The 18552-nt window shown below is 66.8% G+C and carries 17 protein-coding genes; 6 read left to right on the top strand and 11 right to left on the bottom strand.

The window, feature by feature from the left end; translation table 11 throughout:
• Nucleotides 1–20: 20 nt before the first annotated feature.
• The 4 genes from J3R73_RS04415 to J3R73_RS04400 all read right to left on the bottom strand — a co-directional run bounded on the left by J3R73_RS04415 (nucleotide 21) and on the right by J3R73_RS04400 (nucleotide 3339).
• Nucleotides 21–857 (bottom strand): ABC transporter permease, encoded by an 837-nt coding sequence (locus J3R73_RS04415; protein ID WP_307422883.1) that lies wholly within the window; start codon nucleotides 855–857, stop codon nucleotides 21–23.
• A gap of 13 nt (nucleotides 858–870) precedes the next feature.
• Nucleotides 871–1695: an ABC transporter ATP-binding protein gene (locus tag J3R73_RS04410; protein WP_307422880.1), complete on the bottom strand. Its 825-nt coding sequence runs from the start codon at nucleotides 1693–1695 to the stop codon at nucleotides 871–873.
• Between the two features lies 1 nt (nucleotide 1696).
• Entirely contained in the window at nucleotides 1697–2719 is a 1023-nt protein-coding gene (locus J3R73_RS04405) for an ABC transporter substrate-binding protein (protein ID WP_307422877.1), read from the bottom strand.
• 263 nt (nucleotides 2720–2982) lie between these two features.
• A complete protein-coding gene (locus J3R73_RS04400) occupies nucleotides 2983–3339 on the bottom strand; it encodes a transposase (protein WP_307422875.1) in 357 nt (118 codons plus the stop codon).
• A gap of 119 nt (nucleotides 3340–3458) precedes the next feature.
• On the opposite strand from J3R73_RS04400, the gene J3R73_RS04395 reads away from it, so the two are divergent.
• Entirely contained in the window at nucleotides 3459–4397 is a 939-nt protein-coding gene (locus J3R73_RS04395; protein WP_307422873.1) for an acetamidase/formamidase family protein, read from the top strand.
• Nucleotides 4398–4433: 36 nt separating this feature from the next.
• Here the strand turns inward: J3R73_RS04395 and J3R73_RS04390 are convergent, their stop codons facing one another.
• Nucleotides 4434–5291: a universal stress protein gene (locus J3R73_RS04390; RefSeq protein WP_307422870.1), complete on the bottom strand. Its 858-nt coding sequence runs from the start codon at nucleotides 5289–5291 to the stop codon at nucleotides 4434–4436.
• A gap of 176 nt (nucleotides 5292–5467) precedes the next feature.
• On the opposite strand from J3R73_RS04390, the gene J3R73_RS04385 reads away from it, so the two are divergent.
• Complete coding sequence (locus J3R73_RS04385; RefSeq protein WP_307422867.1) at nucleotides 5468–6301, top strand: putative universal stress family protein; 834 nt, start codon at nucleotides 5468–5470, stop codon at nucleotides 6299–6301.
• A gap of 81 nt (nucleotides 6302–6382) precedes the next feature.
• Here the strand turns inward: J3R73_RS04385 and J3R73_RS04380 are convergent, their stop codons facing one another.
• Nucleotides 6383–6838, bottom strand: a complete 456-nt coding sequence (locus tag J3R73_RS04380) for a hypothetical protein (protein ID WP_307422865.1) — start codon at nucleotides 6836–6838, stop codon at nucleotides 6383–6385.
• A gap of 267 nt (nucleotides 6839–7105) precedes the next feature.
• Here J3R73_RS04380 and J3R73_RS04375 point away from each other — a divergent pair, with 267 nt between their 5' ends.
• Both J3R73_RS04375 and scpC read left to right on the top strand, forming a co-directional pair.
• Nucleotides 7106–7885 carry a universal stress protein gene (locus tag J3R73_RS04375; protein WP_307422862.1) on the top strand — a complete coding sequence of 260 codons (780 nt, stop codon included), beginning with the start codon at nucleotides 7106–7108 and terminating at the stop codon, nucleotides 7883–7885.
• 69 nt (nucleotides 7886–7954) lie between these two features.
• Entirely contained in the window at nucleotides 7955–9598 is a 1644-nt protein-coding gene (scpC, locus tag J3R73_RS04370; RefSeq protein WP_503128785.1) for a succinyl-CoA:acetate CoA-transferase ScpC, read from the top strand.
• Between the two features lie 104 nt (nucleotides 9599–9702).
• Here the strand turns inward: scpC and J3R73_RS04365 are convergent, their stop codons facing one another.
• The gene (locus tag J3R73_RS04365; protein WP_307422861.1) at nucleotides 9703–10188 is read right to left on the bottom strand and encodes a hypothetical protein; all 486 of its coding nucleotides are present in this window, start codon (nucleotides 10186–10188) and stop codon (nucleotides 9703–9705) included.
• A 214-nt stretch (nucleotides 10189–10402) separates the two neighbouring features.
• Here J3R73_RS04365 and J3R73_RS04360 point away from each other — a divergent pair, with 214 nt between their 5' ends.
• Complete coding sequence (locus J3R73_RS04360) at nucleotides 10403–10609, top strand: hypothetical protein (protein ID WP_307422859.1); 207 nt, start codon at nucleotides 10403–10405, stop codon at nucleotides 10607–10609.
• A 76-nt stretch (nucleotides 10610–10685) separates the two neighbouring features.
• Nucleotides 10686–13037, top strand: a complete 2352-nt coding sequence (locus J3R73_RS04355; RefSeq protein ID WP_307422858.1) for an HAD-IC family P-type ATPase — start codon at nucleotides 10686–10688, stop codon at nucleotides 13035–13037.
• Between the two features lie 139 nt (nucleotides 13038–13176).
• Here the strand turns inward: J3R73_RS04355 and J3R73_RS04350 are convergent, their stop codons facing one another.
• From J3R73_RS04350 to J3R73_RS04335, 4 genes are all read right to left on the bottom strand, one after another.
• Nucleotides 13177–15957: an ATP-dependent Clp protease ATP-binding subunit gene (locus J3R73_RS04350; RefSeq protein ID WP_307422856.1), complete on the bottom strand. Its 2781-nt coding sequence runs from the start codon at nucleotides 15955–15957 to the stop codon at nucleotides 13177–13179.
• 224 nt (nucleotides 15958–16181) lie between these two features.
• Entirely contained in the window at nucleotides 16182–16580 is a 399-nt protein-coding gene (locus J3R73_RS04345; protein WP_307422854.1) for a translational machinery protein, read from the bottom strand.
• Between the two features lie 170 nt (nucleotides 16581–16750).
• Entirely contained in the window at nucleotides 16751–16930 is a 180-nt protein-coding gene (locus J3R73_RS04340) for a hypothetical protein (RefSeq protein ID WP_307422851.1), read from the bottom strand.
• A gap of 76 nt (nucleotides 16931–17006) precedes the next feature.
• The gene (locus J3R73_RS04335; protein WP_307422848.1) at nucleotides 17007–18509 is read right to left on the bottom strand and encodes a CYTH and CHAD domain-containing protein; all 1503 of its coding nucleotides are present in this window, start codon (nucleotides 18507–18509) and stop codon (nucleotides 17007–17009) included.
• Nucleotides 18510–18552 lie beyond the last annotated feature (43 nt).

Here is an 18552-nt window from a genome sequence, read left to right as displayed (position 1 = left end):
GGATCGGGACGGGAGGGGCTTCAGGCGGCGCGTCGCCACGGCGTCAGCAGTCGTTCGGCCTTACCGACGATCCAGGTCAGCGCCAAGGCGAGGACGATGGTACCGACCAGCGAAGCGAAGACCTTGGGGATCGCATAGAGCGAGCCCGCCTGGAAAATGGCGTGGCCGAGGCCCACCGACGAGGACATGAATTCCCCGACGATGGCCCCGATCAGCGCGAAGCCCACCGTGAGCTTGAGGCCGGCGAAGATGTCGGTCAGGGAGGACGGGATCACGAGCTTCATGAAGATCTGGAACTTGCCGGCGCCGAGCGTCCTCAGCAGGTTGATCTCGTCCGGATCGACCCCGATGGCGCCCTTGTAGGAGGTGACGAGGGCCACCACCACGACCGACAGCGTCGACATCGCCACCTTCGAGGCGAAGCCGGTGCCGAACCAGATGATGATGATGGGCGCCAGGGCGATGATCGGAATGGAGCCGACGGCGACGACGAACGGATGCACGACCCTCGACACGAAAGCCGAATACCACAGCGAAAGGCCGAGCACGGTGCCGACGAGGTTGCCGATCAGAAAGCCCGTCAGCGTCTCCCCGCCGGTGACGGCGGTGTCGCGCGCCAGCGAGCCGTCGAGGATCATCTGCCAGAGGAACCGGCCGATCGCCGAGGGCGAGCCGAACATGAAGGCCGACTGGCTGCTCTTCGACGTCTGATATTCCCAGAACGCCAGCAGGACGGCCAGCAGGCCGAGCTGGACGAGAAGGACGATTGCCCCCGCGCCGAGGCGCCGGCGCCATGTCCGGCCGGCATGTCCGAGCGGCAGGGCCCCGGCCGAGCGATCGTCGACGAGCACGGACATCCGTTCCCCCTCCTCAGGCGTGGACGACATCGAGATCCGTCCAGATGCGGCGCACATAATCGCTGAAGCCCCGGCTTTGCCGCGCGGCGATCATGTCGTCCCTGGCGCAGTCGAGGCTCACCTGGTAGCTCGCTTTGATGCGGGTCGGTCGCTGCGACAGGACGAGGACGCGGTCGGCGATCGAGACGGCCTCCTCGATGTCGTGGGTGATCAGCAGCACCGATCTCTGGCCGTCGCGCACCAGCCTCACGGTGTCGCCCTCGATGAGCAGCTTGGTCTGGAAATCGAGCGCGGCGAAGGGTTCGTCGAGCAGGAGGACGTCCGGGTCGTTCACCAGCGTGCGGGCGAGGGCGACGCGCTGGCGCATGCCGCCCGACAGCGTCGCCGGATAATTGTCGGCGAAGCCGTCGAGACCCAGCTGGTCGAGCAGGGCCCGGGCCCGCTCCTCACCCCGCCGCCTCGGCACGCCGCGGATCTCGGTGCCGAGCATGACGTTGGCGAGCGCGCTGCGCCAGGGCAGCAGCAGATCCTTCTGCAGCATATAGCCCATGCTGGACTGCTGCCCCTTGAGGTCCCTGCCATGATAGCGGATCGAGCCGGCGTCCGGCCGGATCAGCCCGCAGATGACGTTGAGCAGGGTGGACTTGCCGCAACCCGACGGGCCGACGACGCTGATGATCTCGCCGCGCCCGAGCGTGAAGCTGAGGTCCCCGATCACCGGCGTCACTTTGGAGCCGGACACATAGCTCTTGGCGATGTGCTCGACGACAAGCGGCGGCGCCACGGGGATCGCGGCGTCGGGCATCGCCCCGCCGCCCTTGCCTGGTCCCGATGCCATCTCAGCCGGCCATCTTGATCGCCTTCTCCGCGAAGGAATTGTCGATGATCTTGTCGAAGGGCACCGTTCCCTTGGCGTTGCCCAGATAGACCTGCATGTCCATCAGGTTCGCCCACTGATCCTGCTTGGTGATCACCGACTGGGCGGGGATGAGATATTTCAGCTCCGCCTCGATCGCCGCGTCGACGACATCGCCGGCCAAGTCGGGGAATTCCTTGCGGGCGACCTCCTTGGCGAAGGCCGGATCGGCATAGGTCTTGCGCGAGGCCTCCTCGAAGGAGGTCACGAGGGCCTGCACCATGTCCGGATCCTTCTCGATCGTCGACGGCAGCACCATGATCCCCGTATTGCAGAAGGGGCCGATATAGGTGGAGAAGTCGAAGACGATCTTGGCGCCCTGGGCCACGGCCGAGGCGACGCCCGGCTGGTAGGCGATGGCGATGTCCGCCTGCCCCGCCAGCATGGCGGCGATCTCGGTGCCCGGATTGACCGGCACGATGGTGGCGTCGACGCCGAGCTTCATGCCGGCCTTCTCGATCAGGCGCTTGGCGACGCTGAAATTGGTATTGGGCTCTGGCGAGGTCGCGATCTTCAGGCCCTTGAACTTGGCCGGATCGGTGAAGGGCTCGAGCGTCTTGGAGACGCCGAAATAATGGGCGCGCTGCACCACGGTACCGACCACCACGCCGGGGCCGCCGTTCTCCCGCGAGATCTGGGCCATGGTGGCGTCCCCGATGGCGAAATCCGCCGAGCCGCCGAGCACGGCCGCAAAGGTCTGGGTGTCGCCGCCGGCGGCGCTCACCTGCATGTCGAGGCCGTTCTTCTCGAAGATGCCGGCATGCATCCCGACATAGAGATTGATATAGCCGAGATTGTGCACCGCCTCGCTGAAGCGGACGGTCTTGAGATCGGCTGCTACGGCGCCGCGCCCGGCCAGAGGCAGGCCTGCCGCCGCCAGGGCCAGGCCGGCCGTTCCCCTCAGCAGGGCGCGCCGATCGATTTGAACTGAGCCGCCGCGGATCATCGCCTGTTCCCTCTCGACATCGGTTGACGGGTTTGTTGCTGTGTCGAGACGGAGAATTCGCCCAAAGACCACGCGGTTCAAGCAACATTGCTGGGCAGTCTCAGCTTACCCCCGATGCAAAATGCCGGAGTAATAGGCACGATATTCTCATATAAGACGCTGGCGCCGCGCACTGAAACTTCGCTTGTCCGGTGTCATCGAGATTATGTCAGCAATGCCATTATACGCAGCGCCGTCTGCTCAAAATTTGGGAAGGTGCCGGCTCATCGGATCCGCAGCGACGCGTAGCGCCCGTTGACCGTCGGGCGCGAGACAATGCCGTCGGGCGAGGATGCCATGCCGACATCGCTGCGCAGGATGGGCTGGCGGCTGCGGTCGCCGTCCTCTGCGACAGCGGCGCTTCTGCGAGCCACCTCGGCCCGCAGGCGGCGGTTTTCCTGCTGGAGCCGGCGCAGCGCCTGCACGCCGAAGGGTTTCAGGCCGCCGAAGCGCTGCTGCCAGCGATAGAGCGTGCGCGGCGAAAGACCGGTGACGCGGCAGATCTCGTCGATCGGCCGCCCCGACTGCAGGTCCCGCACGAAGGACTGCATTTCTGTATCGGAATAGATCGAAGGTCGCATGGCGAAGCTCCCGCGCGCAGGCGCCGGGTTCACCGGGAGCCGCCCGCGCTCGAAGAATGGCACGCAATATGCGTGCCATTCCCGTCCCACCCGATCACCGCTTCAGGAGCACGACCGACATGGCCAAGAGCCACCACATACCGGCGACGCCGGAAGCCATGGTCTGGGGCTATCTCGACGCCAGCCGCCCTCCCATTCTGGAAGTGGATTCCGGCGACACCGTCATCCTCCATTCCTTCCCTGCCGGCGGCCCTGAGACGCTGCCCGCGGACCGGTCGATGGTCGGAAGCGATTACCTCGCCGCGCTGCAGGCGCTGCCGCAGGGGCCCGGCCCGCATTTCATCACCGGTCCGGTGCATATTCGCGGCGCCGAACCGGGCGATACGCTGCAGATCGACATCCTCGACGTGAAGATCCGGCAGGACTGGGGCTTCGTCGCGATCCTGCCGCTCGTCGGCACGCTCATCGAGGAGTTCACCGATTACGAGATCGTCCACGCCAGGATCGATCACGAACGCAATCTCGCCGTGATGCCCTGGGGGACGGAACTGCCGCTGGCGCCGTTCTTCGGCATCATCGCCGTGGCGCCGCCGCCGGCCTGGGGCCGGGTCGGCTCGCCCGTTCCGCGCAGCTTCGGCGGCAACATGGACAACAAGGAGCTGCGGCCGGGCACCACGCTCTATCTGCCGATCTACAACGAAGGCGGGCTGTTCTATGCCGGCGACGGGCATGCGGTGCAGGGCGATGGCGAAGTGTGCATCACGGCGCTGGAGACCGGCGTCACCGGCTCGTTCCGCCTGACTGTTCGCAAGGACATGTCGCTGCGCTGGCCCTTCGCCGAGACGTCGACCCATTTGATGTCGATCGGCCTCGACGAGGATCTCGACGACGCCGCCGAGCAGGCCGTGCGCGAGATGGTCCACCACATCTGCGCACGTTCCACGCTGACCCGGAATCAGGCCTATATGCTGTGCTCCCTCGCCGGCAATCTCAGGGTCACGCAAGTGGTGGACGGCAACAAGGGCATCCACATGCTGTTTCCGAAGGCGTATCTGTGACGGGTCGTGACGATGCCGGCGCCCGATCCGGGCTGGCTAATGCGCCATGAGGACGGGCAGCGTGCCATGGGCAAGGACATGCTTGGTGACGCCCCCGAGGAACAGTTCGCGCATGCGGCTGTGCGTATACGCCCCCATGACGAGCATCGTGGCGTGCAATTGCCCGCATGTCGCCAGGATGGCCTCGCCGGCCGACCCGGAGCCCGCGGACGCGGTGATCGGCGGACCGGTGACGATGCCATGCCATTGCAGATATTGGCAGAGATCCGCGCCGGCCGCCTCGCCGGACCGTTCGGACGGCACGGTGATCACCGAGACACGTTCTGCCTCGTGCAGGAGCGCGATCGACTGGCCGACGGCACGGGCACCTTCCAGGCTGCCGTTCCATGCGATCGCGACATGTCCGAGAGGATCGACATAGCCCTCGCGGGGGATCACGAGAACCGGACGGCCGGAGGAGAACACCGCGGCATCGAAGGCGACGGCGTGGAAGGGCGTGGCCAAGGCCGGCTTGTCGATAACGATGAGGTCGCTGACCCGTCCCGACAGCGCAACGGTCGCCTCGAGATCGCCGACCTTCCGGCGCCAGGATGCGAAAGTGCGGTCGAGGCGATGGTCGGAACCGCTGGGGACGTCGTTGCGGACGCACCATTCGTCGAACTGGGCCTGTGCCTTGCCGGCCGCCTCGCGGGCATCCTGCTGGATGCTCTCGGCGGTGATGCCGCTCGCCAGCACGACGTCCGGCATGTTGCGCAGGGTGCTTTCCGGATCGGGCTCTATGTAGAGCGCATCGATATGGGCATGGGTGTAGCGGCAGATGCGGAGCGCCGCATCCAGGCGATGGCGCGCATCGATTCCCGGTCCGATGGGAACGAGTATGCAACGAAGGGGCATGGGGCGATCTCCTTACAAGGTGAGGCACCCTGGAACGCGCCGCCGCCTCTCGCATTGCGTTGGATCAACCGGCCCCCCGTGCCTATGGCTTTCGTCCCTTGATCGATGTCAACATGCGGCCGGGCATGCGCGACTAGGCTGGATACTCTGGACTGTCGCCGCCCCGGAGGCTCACGATGCGTTACGCCGCGATCATGGTCTACGTCGATAATGGCAGCCATGCCGCCGCCCGTGTCAATCTGGCCTGCGAGATCGCAGCCGCGTTCGAGGCGAGCGTCATCGGGGCATCGGCGAGCGTGCCGATGTTTCCCGTCATGGCCCCGTCTCGTTTCGGCCCGGTCGCCGGCCCCGTCCTGACCCCGCCGCAGCAGGCGGCCGAAGCCGATCTGGGCTATTCGGAGGCCCTCTTCCGCCAGGCTGCCCGCGCATTCGGCCGTCCGATCGAGTGGCGCTGCTCCATGGACCATCCGGCCCGCTTCCTCTCCCGCGAAGCCCGCGCGGCGGATCTCGTCGTCGTCGGCCAGATCAGGAACGAGGTCGCCCCCTACAGTCTCGCCAATCCCAGCGACATGCTGCTCGAGATCGGCAGGCCACTGCTGGTGGTCCCGCCGGCCGTGGGGATCGGTCCCCTCGGCTCGAGGGCGATCGTGGCCTGGAAGGACAGCCGGGAGGCGCGCAGGGCCGTGCAGGACGCCACCCCCATCCTGCGCAAATCGAGCCGGGTGGACGTCGTGGAGATCGCCCCGGCGGGGGATCTCGAAGCCGCCAGATTCAGGACGAGCGACGTCGCGACCTATCTCTCCCGGCACGGCGTGCGCGCGGAAGGCAGGGCCCTGCTCGACGACGGGGACGGGCCGACGCCGCAATTGCTGGCGCTCGCCAGGGGCGTCGGTGCGGGGCTGATCGTCATGGGAGGCCAGGGCCATACGCGCCTGCGCGAATGGACCTTCGGCGGCGACACCTATCGCATGCTCAAGAAAAGTCCGATCTGCGTGCTGCTGAGCAGTTGAACACCTCTCATCGGAATGTCGCGGGAGAATATCGCGGCGCGGACGTGGCGGGCTTCCCGGCGTCCGCCGCTCGCGGTCCCGCTATGCCGACAGTTCGGCCAGTTCCGGTTCCGCAGCGGGGCCGACGCCTCGATCCGCCCGCCGCAGGGCACGAAAGGCAAGGCATCCCTTGCCGACCAGTTCGTAGTAGCGCGGCTTCCCTTCGCCATGCTCGCCATGGCCGGCCGCGTCCGTCCGGGGCGAGACCTTGAAATCGCCATTGGCAGCCATGAGGCCCCTGGCGCAGAGGCCCTGGATCATCGCCCGCGTTTCGTCGGTGAAAACATACCAGCCGAATTTATCGGCCTTACTCTCCAGGAAACCAATTTCGCTGGGAGAAAAGACGTTCCAATATTGCTCCGTCCCCGCGTTGTCCCGCCGCCACCTTGCGCTCACCCCGAGGCGGCAGGACAGGCACCACGCCATCGACGAGCAGATGCCGGGCCGCCGGTCCATCGACAGCGAGAAGCCGGCGCAGGGCGGCACTTCGTGGGACATCGATGGCTCCTCATAGACCCGGTGGTCGCATTCCGCCCGCCTGCCGCCGTCCGAACCATCGGCGATGCTGCAATGCCGAAGCTTGCCTGCAGTCTAGCAAGGGGGAGGAGCCGCGCGTTGAGCCAGGTCAAGCTTTCGGGTCGCGGCAACCCATCCGCGGACGGAGCGCACGCCGGAATCGCGGCCGCACGATTGACCTGCGTCAAGTTGCCCTTGCGCGCCTCTGCCATCCTGCCATTCACGACAACGCATCGGCTGGAGTTCACAATGACCTTCAAGGACATCCTGGTTTACCTCGATCCCACGCCGGACGGCGAGAATCGCCTCGCCTTCGCCGTCTCCATGGCCGAACAGCATGGCGCCCGGCTGATCGGCATCGATGCGAGTTCGGAGGACGCCTTCGACAAGGACTGGCGGGACAGGACCGCCGCGATCGGGGATCTCTTCAGGGAGGCGGCCGAGCGAAGCAGGATTCCGGCCGAGTTCCATACCGAGACCGGCGCCCGGGCGCATGGCCCGCATCGCTATGCGCATTGCGTCGATCTCATCATCGCACCCCGGCCGGAATTCGAAAGCCGCCGCCTCGTCATCGATGCGGTTCCGAAGGACATTCTCCTCGGCGCCGGTGTCCCGGTCCTGCTGCTGCCCTATGGCTGGAAGCCCGAGCCTGTCGGCAAGAACATCGTGCTGGCCTGGAACGCCAGCCGCGAGGCGACACGGGCCATGCATGACGCGATGCCCCTGCTGCAGCAGGCGGAGGTCGTGACGGTCTTCACCTTCTCGTCCGGCAGGGGCTCCGTCGCCGAGGAGCAGCGGATCGTCGTGGATCACCTGCACCGCCACGGCGTGCCGGCGCGCGCCTCGAGCTGGGAGGATACCGGACAGATATCGCCGATCGAGGCCCTCTACGCATCGCTGGACACGGCGGAGGCGGACCTCATCGTGGCCGGCGCCTATGGGCATTCCCCCATGCTGGAGGGATTGCTCGGAGGCGCAAGCCAGGAGCTCATCGAAGGGCTGTCTCTGCCGGTGCTGATGTCGCATTGACCGGGGAAGCCGGCCCGCTCCGCTCGCGGCCTGCGCGCCGCCGGCGTGGCACCGGCCGGCACCGTCGGCATGGCGAGCGCGAAGACCAGAAGAACAGGGCGGGGTTCTGCCGCCGGGCGCTCCCGACGGCTCGATGCGGCGGCGGCGGCCGTGGCCGCCCCTCCCCTATTGAAATCAGGACGAAGGGAGGTCGTATTGGTCGATCACGAACGGGTTGCATCTGTCGGGCTGCGCTCGAAGATCATGAGCGCGGAAGGCGCCGCGGCGCTGGTGGCTTCCGGCACCACCATAGGCATGAGCGGCTTTACCGGGTCGGGTTATCCGAAGGCCGTTCCTCTCGCGCTCGCCAGCCGCATCGAGAGGGAGCATGCTGCCGGCAATCCTTTCCGCGTGCGGGTCTGGACCGGCGCCTCGACCGGCCCCGAACTCGACGGAGCGCTGGCCAAGGCCAACGGCATCGAATTCCGCCTGCCCTACAATTCCGATCCCATCGCGCGCGAAAAGATCAATCGCGGCGAGATGGAATATTTCGACATGCATCTGAGCCAAGTCGCTCCGATGGCATGGCAAGGCTTCCTGGGTCCCCTCGACACGGCGGTGATCGAAGTCACGGCGGTCCGGCCGGACGGTTCCCTCGTTCCGTCCTCGTCTGTGGGCAACAACAAGACCTGGCTCGACCGGGCGCAGCAGGTGATCATCGAGGTCAACAGCTGGCAGAATGCCGCCCTGGAAGGCATGCACGACATCTATTACGGCACGGCGCTCCCGCCGCACCGCGTGCCGATACCGCTCCTGCGCCCGGATGACCGCATCGGCGAACCGTGCCTGCGATGCGATCCGGACAAGATCGTCGCCATCGTGGAGACCTGCGTCCCGGACCGCAATCTGCCCTTCGCCTCGCCGGACGCGGTGGCGCATGCCATTGCCGGCCATCTCCTGGAATTCTTCCGGCACGAGGTCTCGAAGGGGCGCCTGCCGGCCTCTCTCCTGCCCCTCCAGTCGGGCGTCGGCAACATCGCCAACGCCGTTCTCGGCGGGCTGCTCGACGGCCCGTTCGAGGACATGACCGCCTATACCGAGGTGATCCAGGACGGCATGCTGGACATGCTCGTCTCCGGCAAGCTGCGCATGGCGTCGGCGACGGCCTTCTCGCTCGGCCCCGATGCCGCCGCCCGGCTCAATGCCGACATGCCGCACTTCCGCGACAAGATCATCCTGCGCCCGCAGGAGATCAGCAACCATCCCGAACTGATCCGCCGCCTCGGCTGCCTGGCCATGAACGGCATGATCGAGGCCGACATCTACGGCAATGTCAATTCCACGCATATCATGGGATCGCGGATCCAGAACGGCATCGGCGGTTCCGGTGACTTCGCGCGCAACGCCTATGTCTCGATCTTCGTGGCCCATTCCATCGCCAAGGACGGCCGGATCTCCGCCATCGTGCCGCAGGCGAGCCATGTCGATCATATCACGCAGGATGTGCAGGTCGTCGTCACCGAACAGGGTCTCGCCGATCTGAGAGGGCTGTCGCCCAAGCAGCGGGCCGAGACGATCATCCGCAACTGCGCGCATCCCGACTATCGGCCCGCCCTCGCCGATTATTTCCGGCGCGCGCGGGAGCATTCCTACGGCCAGCAATCGCCCTCCCTGCTGAACGAGGCGCTGTCCTGGCACCAGCGCTATGTCGAGACGGGAACGATGCGATCGTGAGGAGAGCCGTCAAAGCCGGAGCAGCGCGCGCCTTTCCGGCGAAGGCTGCCTCCGTTTCTCCTTGTCTCGGCGCCCGATCGGCGCCGGCATGCGGGACGGTGCGCTCAATCCGCCGGCGGGTGATAGTCCTCGTCGCCGAAGGGGGAGGCGATTGGGGTCCGGATCTGGATGAAACGGACATTGCCGGCCTGGTGACAGCTGTTGCATGCCGCGGTCAGGTCGGCATAGCCGCGGATGAATTGGGCCGCGTTCTTTGCCTGTGCGGCGTCGCGCATCTCGGTCAAGGGCGCCTGGACCGCGGTCACATAGGTGACGGGTATGCCCGTATAGAGAAGGGCGGCCTTGTTGAGGTTCTCGGCGATGCGGTCGAGCTGATAGTCGGCAAGATCCCAATTGCCGAACTTTCCGGCGTACCAAAGCTTGATGTGGCGGGTCTGGATCATCGACATGAACTCCCCGAGACCAGGCATCATCATCTGGTCGAGCTGGCCGGGCCGGGAAGGCGGCGGTGCTGCGAACGGCACGTCGCCCCCGAGCGCGGGCACGGCCGTCATGCATGCGATCGCGGCGGCGAAGATCACGGGTTTCATGGTCCGATCCTTTCCGAGGCAAATCCGGGCGGCGGGCAGCGCGCATCCCCTCCGCGAAATAAGCCAGCATTCGCGCGGGCGCGTATTGATCCGGATCAACCGCGGCGGCCGATCGCGCGCAGTTGAGGTGGATCAAGGCCCTCGGCGGAGGACGTTGCTACCTCTATCCACGGCACTTTTGCCGGATGCTCCCGGTGGCAAGTCGAGGTCACAGATGTGCGAAATCATGGTCTTTCCGCAGAATAGACGCAGCCCGAGCAAATTCACGGCCGACGGGCCGACGGGGCAGATCCTGTTCTTCACCGGCGTCCGCCGCGAGCGCCGCGACGATGCAGGGCCGCCGTCTTCGCTGCAGGCGAACACCCTGTCCCGGCAGCTGCAGTCGGTGATCGCCAGGCTCGGTCTGGCGGATCGCAAATAGGGAGCCGGCGAGCCATGGGGTGGCGATCCGGTTGCCCCGCGCCGTACCAGCGGCGCCGCCTGGCGGAGACATCGCAATGACCATCCAGACCGACGGCGTGCCGCTCGCTGTCGCCGTTCCGTCCGGCCTGACGACCCAGGAAGCCGCGACGCAGCGCATCGCGTTCGGATCGAATGCCGTGAGCGAGGACGAGACCTCGCCGCTCCGGCGCGTACTCCGCCATTTCTGGGCGCCGGTTCCCTGGATGCTGGAGGCCGCCGTCGTTCTGCAATTCCTCGCCGGCGAGCGCCTGGAAGCCCTGATGATCGCGGCGCTGCTCCTGCTCAATGTCGGCCTCGGCGTCTTCCAGGAGGGGCGCGCCACCGCCGCGCTGGCTTTGCTGAAGAAGCACCTTGCGCTGACGGTGCGGGTCCGGCGCGACGGCGGCTGGATACTCCTTCCCTCCGCCGCTCTCGTGCCGGGCGATGTGGTGCAGATCTCGCTCGGCGGCATCGTTCCGGCCGATATCACCCTCGCCACCGGCTCCCTGCTGATCGACCAGTCGATGCTGACCGGAGAATCGGTGCCGGCGGAAATCGGGGTCGGTCAGCTTGCCTATTCCGGCGGCCTCGTGCGCCGGGGCGAGGCGACCGGAACGGTCTCCGCGACCGGGGCACGCACCTTTTTCGGGCGGACGGCGGAGCTCGTGCGGACCGCCAGCGTGGAGAGCGCCGAACAGAAGGCGGTTCTGGGCGTCGTGCGCAACCTGACGATCGTCAATCTCGTCATCGTCGCGGGAATGGTCGCCTACGCCCTCCACATCGGCATGGGGCCGGCCGAGATCATACCGCTCGTCCTGACGGCGCTTCTGTCGGTGGTGCCGGTGGCATTGCCGGCAACCTTCACGCTTGCGGCAGCCCTGGGCGCCCGGACCCTTGCCGCCAAGGGCGTGCTGCTCACCCGCCTCTCCGCCTTGCAGGAAGCGGCGGGAATCGACGTTCTCTGCGCCGACAAGACCGGCACCCTCACCGCCAATGCGCTCAAGGTCAGCGCCATACGGCCGGTGGCGCCCGGCTATGACGAAGGCGACGTGCTCCGCTTCGCCGCCTTGGCCAGTTCCGCCGATGGTCAGGATCCCATCGATTCGGCCATCCGCACGATGCATGCGGCGCGTGCCACGGCCAAAGGCGAAACGCTGGCCGCCCAGCGTTTCGTTCCCTTCGACCCCGCGGTCAAGATGGCGGAGGCGATGGTGCTCGATCATGGGCGGACATTGCGGGTGGTCAAGGGCGCGCCTGCCGTGATCGCCGCCGTCGCGCCGATGCCACCCGGGGCGGCGGCCGAGCTGGACCGGCTCACCGGAACCGGCCACCGCGTCCTCGCCGTGGCCGTCGGCCCTCCCGACGCGCTCGTGATGATCGGGCTGGTGGCGCTCAGCGACCCGCCGCGGCCGGATTCGGCCGAACTCCTGGCCCGGCTGAAGGGCCTCGGCGTCCATCCGGTCATGGTCACCGGCGATTCGGCGGCGACCGCCGCGGCCATCGCCCGGACCATCGGACTGGACGGGCCGGTATGCCCGCCGGGCCGCATCCCGGACGGGGTCGGCCCATCCGACTTCGCCGTCTATGCCGGCGTATTTCCCGAGCAGAAGTTCCGGCTCGTGAAGGCTTTCCAGCAGGCGGGGCACGCGGTGGGCATGTGTGGAGACGGCGCCAACGACGCGCCGGCCCTGCGCCAGGCCCAAATGGGCATTGCGGTCTCCACCGCGACCGACGTGGCGAAGGCCGCCGCCGGCGTCGTGCTGACCGAGCCTGGGCTCGGCGGCATCGTCACCTGTATCGGGGAAGGAAGATCGGCCTTCCAGCGCGTCCTCACCTACACGCTGACGATCCTGGTGAACAAATGCGTGACGCTGCTGATGATGGGGATGGGCCTGATCGTGACCGGACATGCCGTCCTGACGCCGCTTCTCCTCGCCCTCTCGATGCTGGCCGGCGATTTCGTCACCATGTCGCGCACGGCGGATCACGCCACGCCCTCGGCCTATCCCAACGCCTGGCGCGTCGGCAACCTGACGCTGGCGGCCGTGCCGCTCGGCCTGTTCAAGCTTCTCTATTGCGTCGGCATGCTCGCCCTGGGCTGGTATGTGTTCCGCTTCGCTCCCGGACGGATGCAGACCCTGACCTTCCTGACGCTGGTCCTGGCAGGCCAGGCCAACATCTTCATCCTGCGCGAACGGGGCCGCTTCTGGCATTCGCGCCCCGTTCCGCTGATGATCGTCGCCTCCACGGCCAATGTGGTTCTCGCCGTCGTCCTCGCCGCCGGGGGCATTCTGATGGACGCGCTGCCGGCGGCGATGATCGGCCTCCTGCTGGCGGGAACGGCGCTGTTCGCGCTGGGCATGGATACCGTCAAGATCGCGGTCCTCTCGCATTTGCGCATCGACTGAAATTGTCCCTCGACCGGGAACGACGGCAAACCGAGTCTCTTCCGCCGCTCGAAACGACGGGGCCCGACCCGCGGCAGCGGATCGGGCCTTTCGCAGTCCCGCGGCGAGCGGTGCGGCTCGGCGGTTTCAGGATTTCACTTCAGGATTTCTTGGTCGCCCTCGTCTTGGCCTTGGCCTTCTTGCCGGCCGGGCGCGGCTTGACGGGCTCGTTCTCGACCGCCGCCTGTTCCTTTTGCGGCTCCTGCTCCACCGCGAAGGTCACTTCCCGCGCAGCAGCATCGAACGAGCAGCGAACACGGTTGCCTTCCTTGATCTCGCCCTTGAGCATCGCCCTTGCGAGCTTGGTCTCGAGCAATATCCGGATCTGGCGGCGCAGCTCGCGCGCACCGTATTCCGGCTGGTAGCCCTCGACGGCGAGATGGTCGACCAGGCTCTCATCGAAGGCCAGCTCGATGTCCTGCGCCTGTGCGGTCTTGCGCACCCGATCGAGCTGAAGGCGGACGATGGTGCGGATCTGCGCCTGGTCGAGCGCCTGGAAGATGATGATCTCGTCGATGCGGTTGAGGAATTCCGGCCTGAAATGCCCCCTCAGCACGCTCATCACCTCGTCCTTGACGTTGTCCCGCGCAGCCGGGAGGAAGCCCGGCCTGTGCCCGGCGCCCATGATGACGCTGGAGGCGAGATTGCTGGTGGCGATGATCAGCGTGTTGGAGAAATCGACGACGCGCCCCTTGCCGTCGGTGAGCCGGCCGTCGTCGAACACCTGCAGCAGGACGTTGTAGACGTCGGCATGGGCCTTCTCGATCTCATCGAGCAGGATGACGCTGTAGGGCCGGCGGCGCACGCGCTCGGTGAGCTGGCCGCCTTCCTCATAGCCGACATAGCCGGGCGGGGCGCCGATCAGGCGCGCGACGGCATGGCGTTCCATATATTCGCTCATGTCGATGCGGATGATCGCGTCCTCGTCGCCGAACACCACCTCGGCGAGCGCCTTGGCGAGTTCGGTCTTGCCGACGCCCGTCGGCCCCAGGAAGAGGAAGGTCGCGACCGGCCTGTGCCCCGGCAGCAATCCGGCCCGCGCCAGCCTGACCGCATCGCTGACGGCCTGGATGGCCTCGTCCTGCCCGATCACCCGCTGGTGCAGCCGCTCCTCCATCTTCAGGAGCTTCGCCCTCTCCTCCTCCGTCAGCTCGGTAACCGGAATGCCCGTGAGCTTGGACACCACCTCGGCAATGTTCTCCACGGTCACCTCGGCCTTGTCGGAGCCGATCTTCGTCTTCCATGCCTCGGAGGCCTCGGCGAGGCGGTCGCCCTTCTGCGTGATCTGCTCCTCGAACATCTTGGCCCGGTCGAATTGCTTGCGCGAAGCGGCATAGGTCTGCTCGCGCTTCAACTGGGCGATCTCGGCCTCCAGTTCCAGGATCTCCGGAGGCCGCGACGTCGTCGAGAGATGCACGCGCGCCGCCGCCTGGTCGATGAGATCAATCGCCTTGTCCGGCATGAAGCGGCCGGTGATGTACCGGTCCGACAATTCGGCCGCCGCCACCAGCGCCTGGTCCTGGATCGTCACCTTGTGGTGCACTTCGAGCCGGTCGCGCAGGCCGCGCAGGATGTTGACGGTCTGGTCGACCGTCGGCTCCGCGATCATGACGGGCTGGAAGCGCCGCTCCAGGGCGGCGTCCTTCTCGATATATTTCTGATACTCGCCGAGCGTCGTGGCGCCGATGAGGTTCATCTCGCCGCGTGCCATGGCGGGCTTGAACGTATTGGCGATGTCCAGCCCGCCTTCGCCGCCGCCCTGCCCGGCGCCGACGATGGTATGCACCTCGTCGATGAACAGCACGAGCTCGTCGCGCTTGTCGGCGATCTCGTCCATGACGCGCTTCACGCGCTCCTCGAACTCGCCGCGATATTTCGAGCCGGCGACCAGGGAATTGACGTTGAGTTCCACCAGGCGCTTGTCGCGCAGCACTTCGGGAACATCGCCGTTGACGATGCGCTGGGCGAGGCCCTCTATGATCGCCGTCTTGCCGACGCCGGGTTCGCCGATCAGCACGGGATTGTTCTTCTTGCGACGCGCGAGAACCTCGATCGTGGTCTCGACCTCCTTCGAACGGCCGATCACCGGGTCGAGTTTGCCTTCGCGTGCGAGACTTGTGAGGTCCCGGCTGTATTTGTCGAGCTGCGGCGTGCTGGAAGGCGTCGCCACGCGGCCTTCTTCCGTCCCCTTGCCCGCCACCTTGGCGGTCTGCTGGCGCAGCGCCTGCGGTGTCAGCCCGTATTTGGCCAGCAGATTGCCGGCGAAGCTGTCGGAAACCTCGGCGAGCCCCAGCAGGATGTGCTCCGGGCCGACATAGGAATGGCCGAACTCACGCGAGGCGATGAAGGCGCGGTCGAGAGCGCTCTTGACCCGCGGCGAAACGCCGATGCGCCCACCGGGCGGCTCCTTGGCCTCGCCCTTGGCGGCGTTGGCGTCGATCTGGCTGCGCAGGTCGTCGACCGAGATCTTGAACTGCTTGAGGATCGCCTGCACGACATCACTCTCGGGCAGTTCGTAGAGCAGGTGCTCGCTGTCCACATCCGCCTTGCCGAACTGGACGGCGCGCTCGGCGGCGCGCTGGAGGATTTCCTTGGCCTGGTCGCTGAAATGCCGCTCCAGGCTCAGCGCGTCCCGATCGGACGCGGCGGCGCGCCGGCTCCCGCCGGACCCGCCAGCCCGTGGGTCTGCGACGCCGAAGAAATCATTGAACAGCCCGCCGCGAAACAGCGCCTCCAGCGGCGAAAGCGAGGTCTGGTGCCTCGTCAGCTGGGCATAGTGATAATCGCAGACATCGAGCTGCTTCTCCTGGCCGTTCTGGGCGACGACCACGCGAACGGTGGCAGGCCGGGCTCCGCAGATGTCGCACATATGCTGTGGCAATGATGCCTCCTATGTCTTTTGATGTTCCCCGCATGGGACGCCGCAGCCGTTTGCACCGGGCCGCCGCATGCCGAGGTAGCCCGCGGCTCATCACCGGCCGCACCGGCACGGCCTCGGCTTCCCAGGCCGGGAACGGAGGCCGTATGGGGAGAGACTCCCGTGCCGGCGCGCTGCGCTAAGGGCACGGGCGAGCGGGCCAAGCGATCCCGATCGGCACGAAAGAGCTAAGGGGAGCGCGGCGGCGCCTGATGATCGGCCCGGAAATAGGCGCGTGCCGCGGCGACCAGCGCTGGATCGGAGGGGTGGTCCAAGGTCTCCACGCCGACGATGCGCTTCAGCAAGGCGGGGTCGTGCCGCTCGATATGCTTGGCGAGTTCGGTCTTCTCGTTGGCCGGTCCGGTGATGAGGATCGCAGCGGCATCGGCGAGCGCGACCGCGGTTCGCTGCAGGAAATCATGGTCCTCCGCCGCCCGCCCGTCACCGATCGAACTGGCCTTGTGATGAAGATGCGGGGTCAGGCTCTCCGAGCGGACCGTCCGTCCATCGGCGGCATGGCTGTCGAAATAGAAGATCCGCGCTTCGCGATGGTCGATCCAGACGACCGCATGATATCGGGCACTCATGTTTCCCACTCCATTTCCTTCGGATTCAGGTGCCGTCGGAGGCGAATTACGGCGGCGTCGGCCGGCGGCCGCTGGAGCATTCCCCGGAAGAGTCGACGGGCTCCTCCATGGAAAAATGCGTCCAAACAACCCGTTGGAGAAAATTGCGATGTGATGAACCGCCGTTTTCTCTAATTCTGCCACTCCGACTGGCGAAAATGCTCGTCGCTGCGGCGGGCCGCATGGAGATGCATCGTCCGCTTCGGATCCGGTTCCGGGAACTTCTCCGCTACGGGCACCGGATGGCGTCCGGGCGCAATCCGCCGGCTGCGCCGGATCTCCACGACGAAATGCTGGGCGGGAGGCTTCATGGGGTTCTCCTGAACCGGATATCATCGATCCAGCATGGCAGAGCGCCGCGTCGGCGAGTTGATCTCGCTCAAGCCCCTATGCCCCCTGCACGTCCTGCGCCCAGAACGGCTCCTGCCGGGCGAGACGCCTCTGTTCGTCATCCGCAGCATCGAGCAGATCCCGATCTTCGGCCATGCCGGCCTCTCCGGCTGCGAGCCCCGCGCTGTGGGGCAGCAGCGCGTGCGCCGACGCGCGATCGTTGAGCGTGCCCAGGCAATCCTGAAGGTGCCGGAGGCTGGTCAGCATGGTCCGGCGCAGCCGCACCTGTTCGGGGCCGGCAAACAGGTCGCCGAAGAACTCGCAGGCATAGCGGAAGGTCTTGGCGCGAATGCGCAGGCGATGACGCCTCTTCGCTCCCAGCCGCGACACGCGGCCGTAGCGGCCGAGTTTGCGCCATTGCCGTTGCAGCATCCCGGCCGCTTCGGCATGGAAATCCGGCACGTCTTTTCCGGCGCGAGCCGCCTTGGCCAGGGTACCGGCCTCGATGAAGGCCAGAAGGTCCAGCCTGCGCTGGCAGAAGCGCCGCGACGACAGCAGGGCGGCGAGGCGCTTATATTCGGCACGGCGCCTGCGATCGAGCCCCGCCGCGACGGCCGGCCGCCCCTCGGCGGTGGCCTTGCGGATGGTTTCCAGCGCGATGTCGAGATCCCGCGCCTTGCCGAGCTGTTTGAAGGGCCGCCCGACGCTCGCCCGAAACATCGACCGCTCCCGTTTCGAAAACCGTCCATGATAGAGGGACAGCAACGAACGCAGGCGCCTGAGCCCGACATGCATCTGGTGGACGGCCTCGGGCAAGGGAGAGACCGCGAAGACCGCTTCGTTCTGCGCAAAATGGTGGAGGCAGCCGGACGCGATGATCCGGAAAGCCTCCGCTGCCGTGGCGTTTGCGGGAAGGCTCACCGCTTCGGCGCCGAAGGCTTCCACCGGACCGCCGGCGGCGAGGCGGTAGCCGCGCTCGGACTTGGTCGCCACCTCGATGCGCAGATCCACCGCCCCGGCGATCTGCCGTGCCACGGCGAACAGGGCACCGACGTCGCCCTGGCGCAGCTCCATCTCGACTTCGCGGATGGGCTCGCCGCTTGCCCCCGCCCGGATCGTCCCCTCGTCGAGCGACACCTCGATGCGGCTGTCCTCCCATGCGACGGACCAAGTGGTACGCGTAACGTCGACGGAAAAGACCGGCTGCAGGGGCCCGGCGATCTTCTTGCGCAGATCGGGCGGACAATGGCGCCGGACGTGATCGAGGTCGGGTTCGGGAACGGCGCGATCGATCTCGTCTTCCCGGCGGACCTGCAGCCCGCCCGCCGGCCGGACGCGCTGCTTCAGGGTCTGGACGATCCGGCCGCCGGATGCCCGCAGGCGCAGCGACATGCCCGCCTGCTGGAAGATCCGGTCCGCCGTGTCGAAATAGGTGGAACTCAGCTTCGCGCTGCTTCGCGATGCGGAAGCGAGCAGCGGGTGCGATGCGACCCGATCGACATCGCCGGCGGCGATGGTGAATTTGAGCTCGCGCTCGAGAGGATCCGTGTTGTCGGCCATACGCGTCACCCCTGCTTTCGGCGTGCGCGACCATGCGCCGCCG

It is taken from the genome of Labrys monachus (genome assembly GCF_030814655.1).
Lineage (GTDB): Bacteria > Pseudomonadota > Alphaproteobacteria > Rhizobiales > Labraceae > Labrys > Labrys monacha.
The sequence above is the reverse complement of the archived record's forward strand: the minus strand, read 5'-3'. Positions and strand labels throughout refer to the sequence as shown.

Bases quoted from the DNA above. Each gene is read 5' to 3' on its own strand.
- J3R73_RS04405 (WP_307422877.1), bottom strand. From the start codon at position 2,719: ATGATCCGCGGCGGCTCAGTTCAAATCGATCGGCGCGCCCTGCTGAGG.
- J3R73_RS04375 (WP_307422862.1), top strand. From the start codon at position 7,106: ATGACCTTCAAGGACATCCTGGTTTACCTCGATCCCACGCCGGACGGC.
- J3R73_RS04335 (WP_307422848.1), bottom strand. From the start codon at position 18,509: ATGGCCGACAACACGGATCCTCTCGAGCGCGAGCTCAAATTCACCATC.
- J3R73_RS04385 (WP_307422867.1), top strand. From the start codon at position 5,468: ATGCGTTACGCCGCGATCATGGTCTACGTCGATAATGGCAGCCATGCC.
- J3R73_RS04400 (WP_307422875.1), bottom strand. From the start codon at position 3,339: ATGCGACCTTCGATCTATTCCGATACAGAAATGCAGTCCTTCGTGCGG.
- J3R73_RS04415 (WP_307422883.1), bottom strand. From the start codon at position 857: ATGTCCGTGCTCGTCGACGATCGCTCGGCCGGGGCCCTGCCGCTCGGA.
- J3R73_RS04360 (WP_307422859.1), top strand. From the start codon at position 10,403: ATGTGCGAAATCATGGTCTTTCCGCAGAATAGACGCAGCCCGAGCAAA.
- scpC (WP_503128785.1), top strand. From the start codon at position 7,955: ATGGCGAGCGCGAAGACCAGAAGAACAGGGCGGGGTTCTGCCGCCGGG.
- J3R73_RS04390 (WP_307422870.1), bottom strand. From the start codon at position 5,291: ATGCCCCTTCGTTGCATACTCGTTCCCATCGGACCGGGAATCGATGCG.
- J3R73_RS04340 (WP_307422851.1), bottom strand. From the start codon at position 16,930: ATGAAGCCTCCCGCCCAGCATTTCGTCGTGGAGATCCGGCGCAGCCGG.
- J3R73_RS04395 (WP_307422873.1), top strand. From the start codon at position 3,459: ATGGCCAAGAGCCACCACATACCGGCGACGCCGGAAGCCATGGTCTGG.
- J3R73_RS04355 (WP_307422858.1), top strand. From the start codon at position 10,686: ATGACCATCCAGACCGACGGCGTGCCGCTCGCTGTCGCCGTTCCGTCC.
- J3R73_RS04365 (WP_307422861.1), bottom strand. From the start codon at position 10,188: ATGAAACCCGTGATCTTCGCCGCCGCGATCGCATGCATGACGGCCGTG.
- J3R73_RS04345 (WP_307422854.1), bottom strand. From the start codon at position 16,580: ATGAGTGCCCGATATCATGCGGTCGTCTGGATCGACCATCGCGAAGCG.
- J3R73_RS04410 (WP_307422880.1), bottom strand. From the start codon at position 1,695: ATGGCATCGGGACCAGGCAAGGGCGGCGGGGCGATGCCCGACGCCGCG.
- J3R73_RS04380 (WP_307422865.1), bottom strand. From the start codon at position 6,838: ATGTCCCACGAAGTGCCGCCCTGCGCCGGCTTCTCGCTGTCGATGGAC.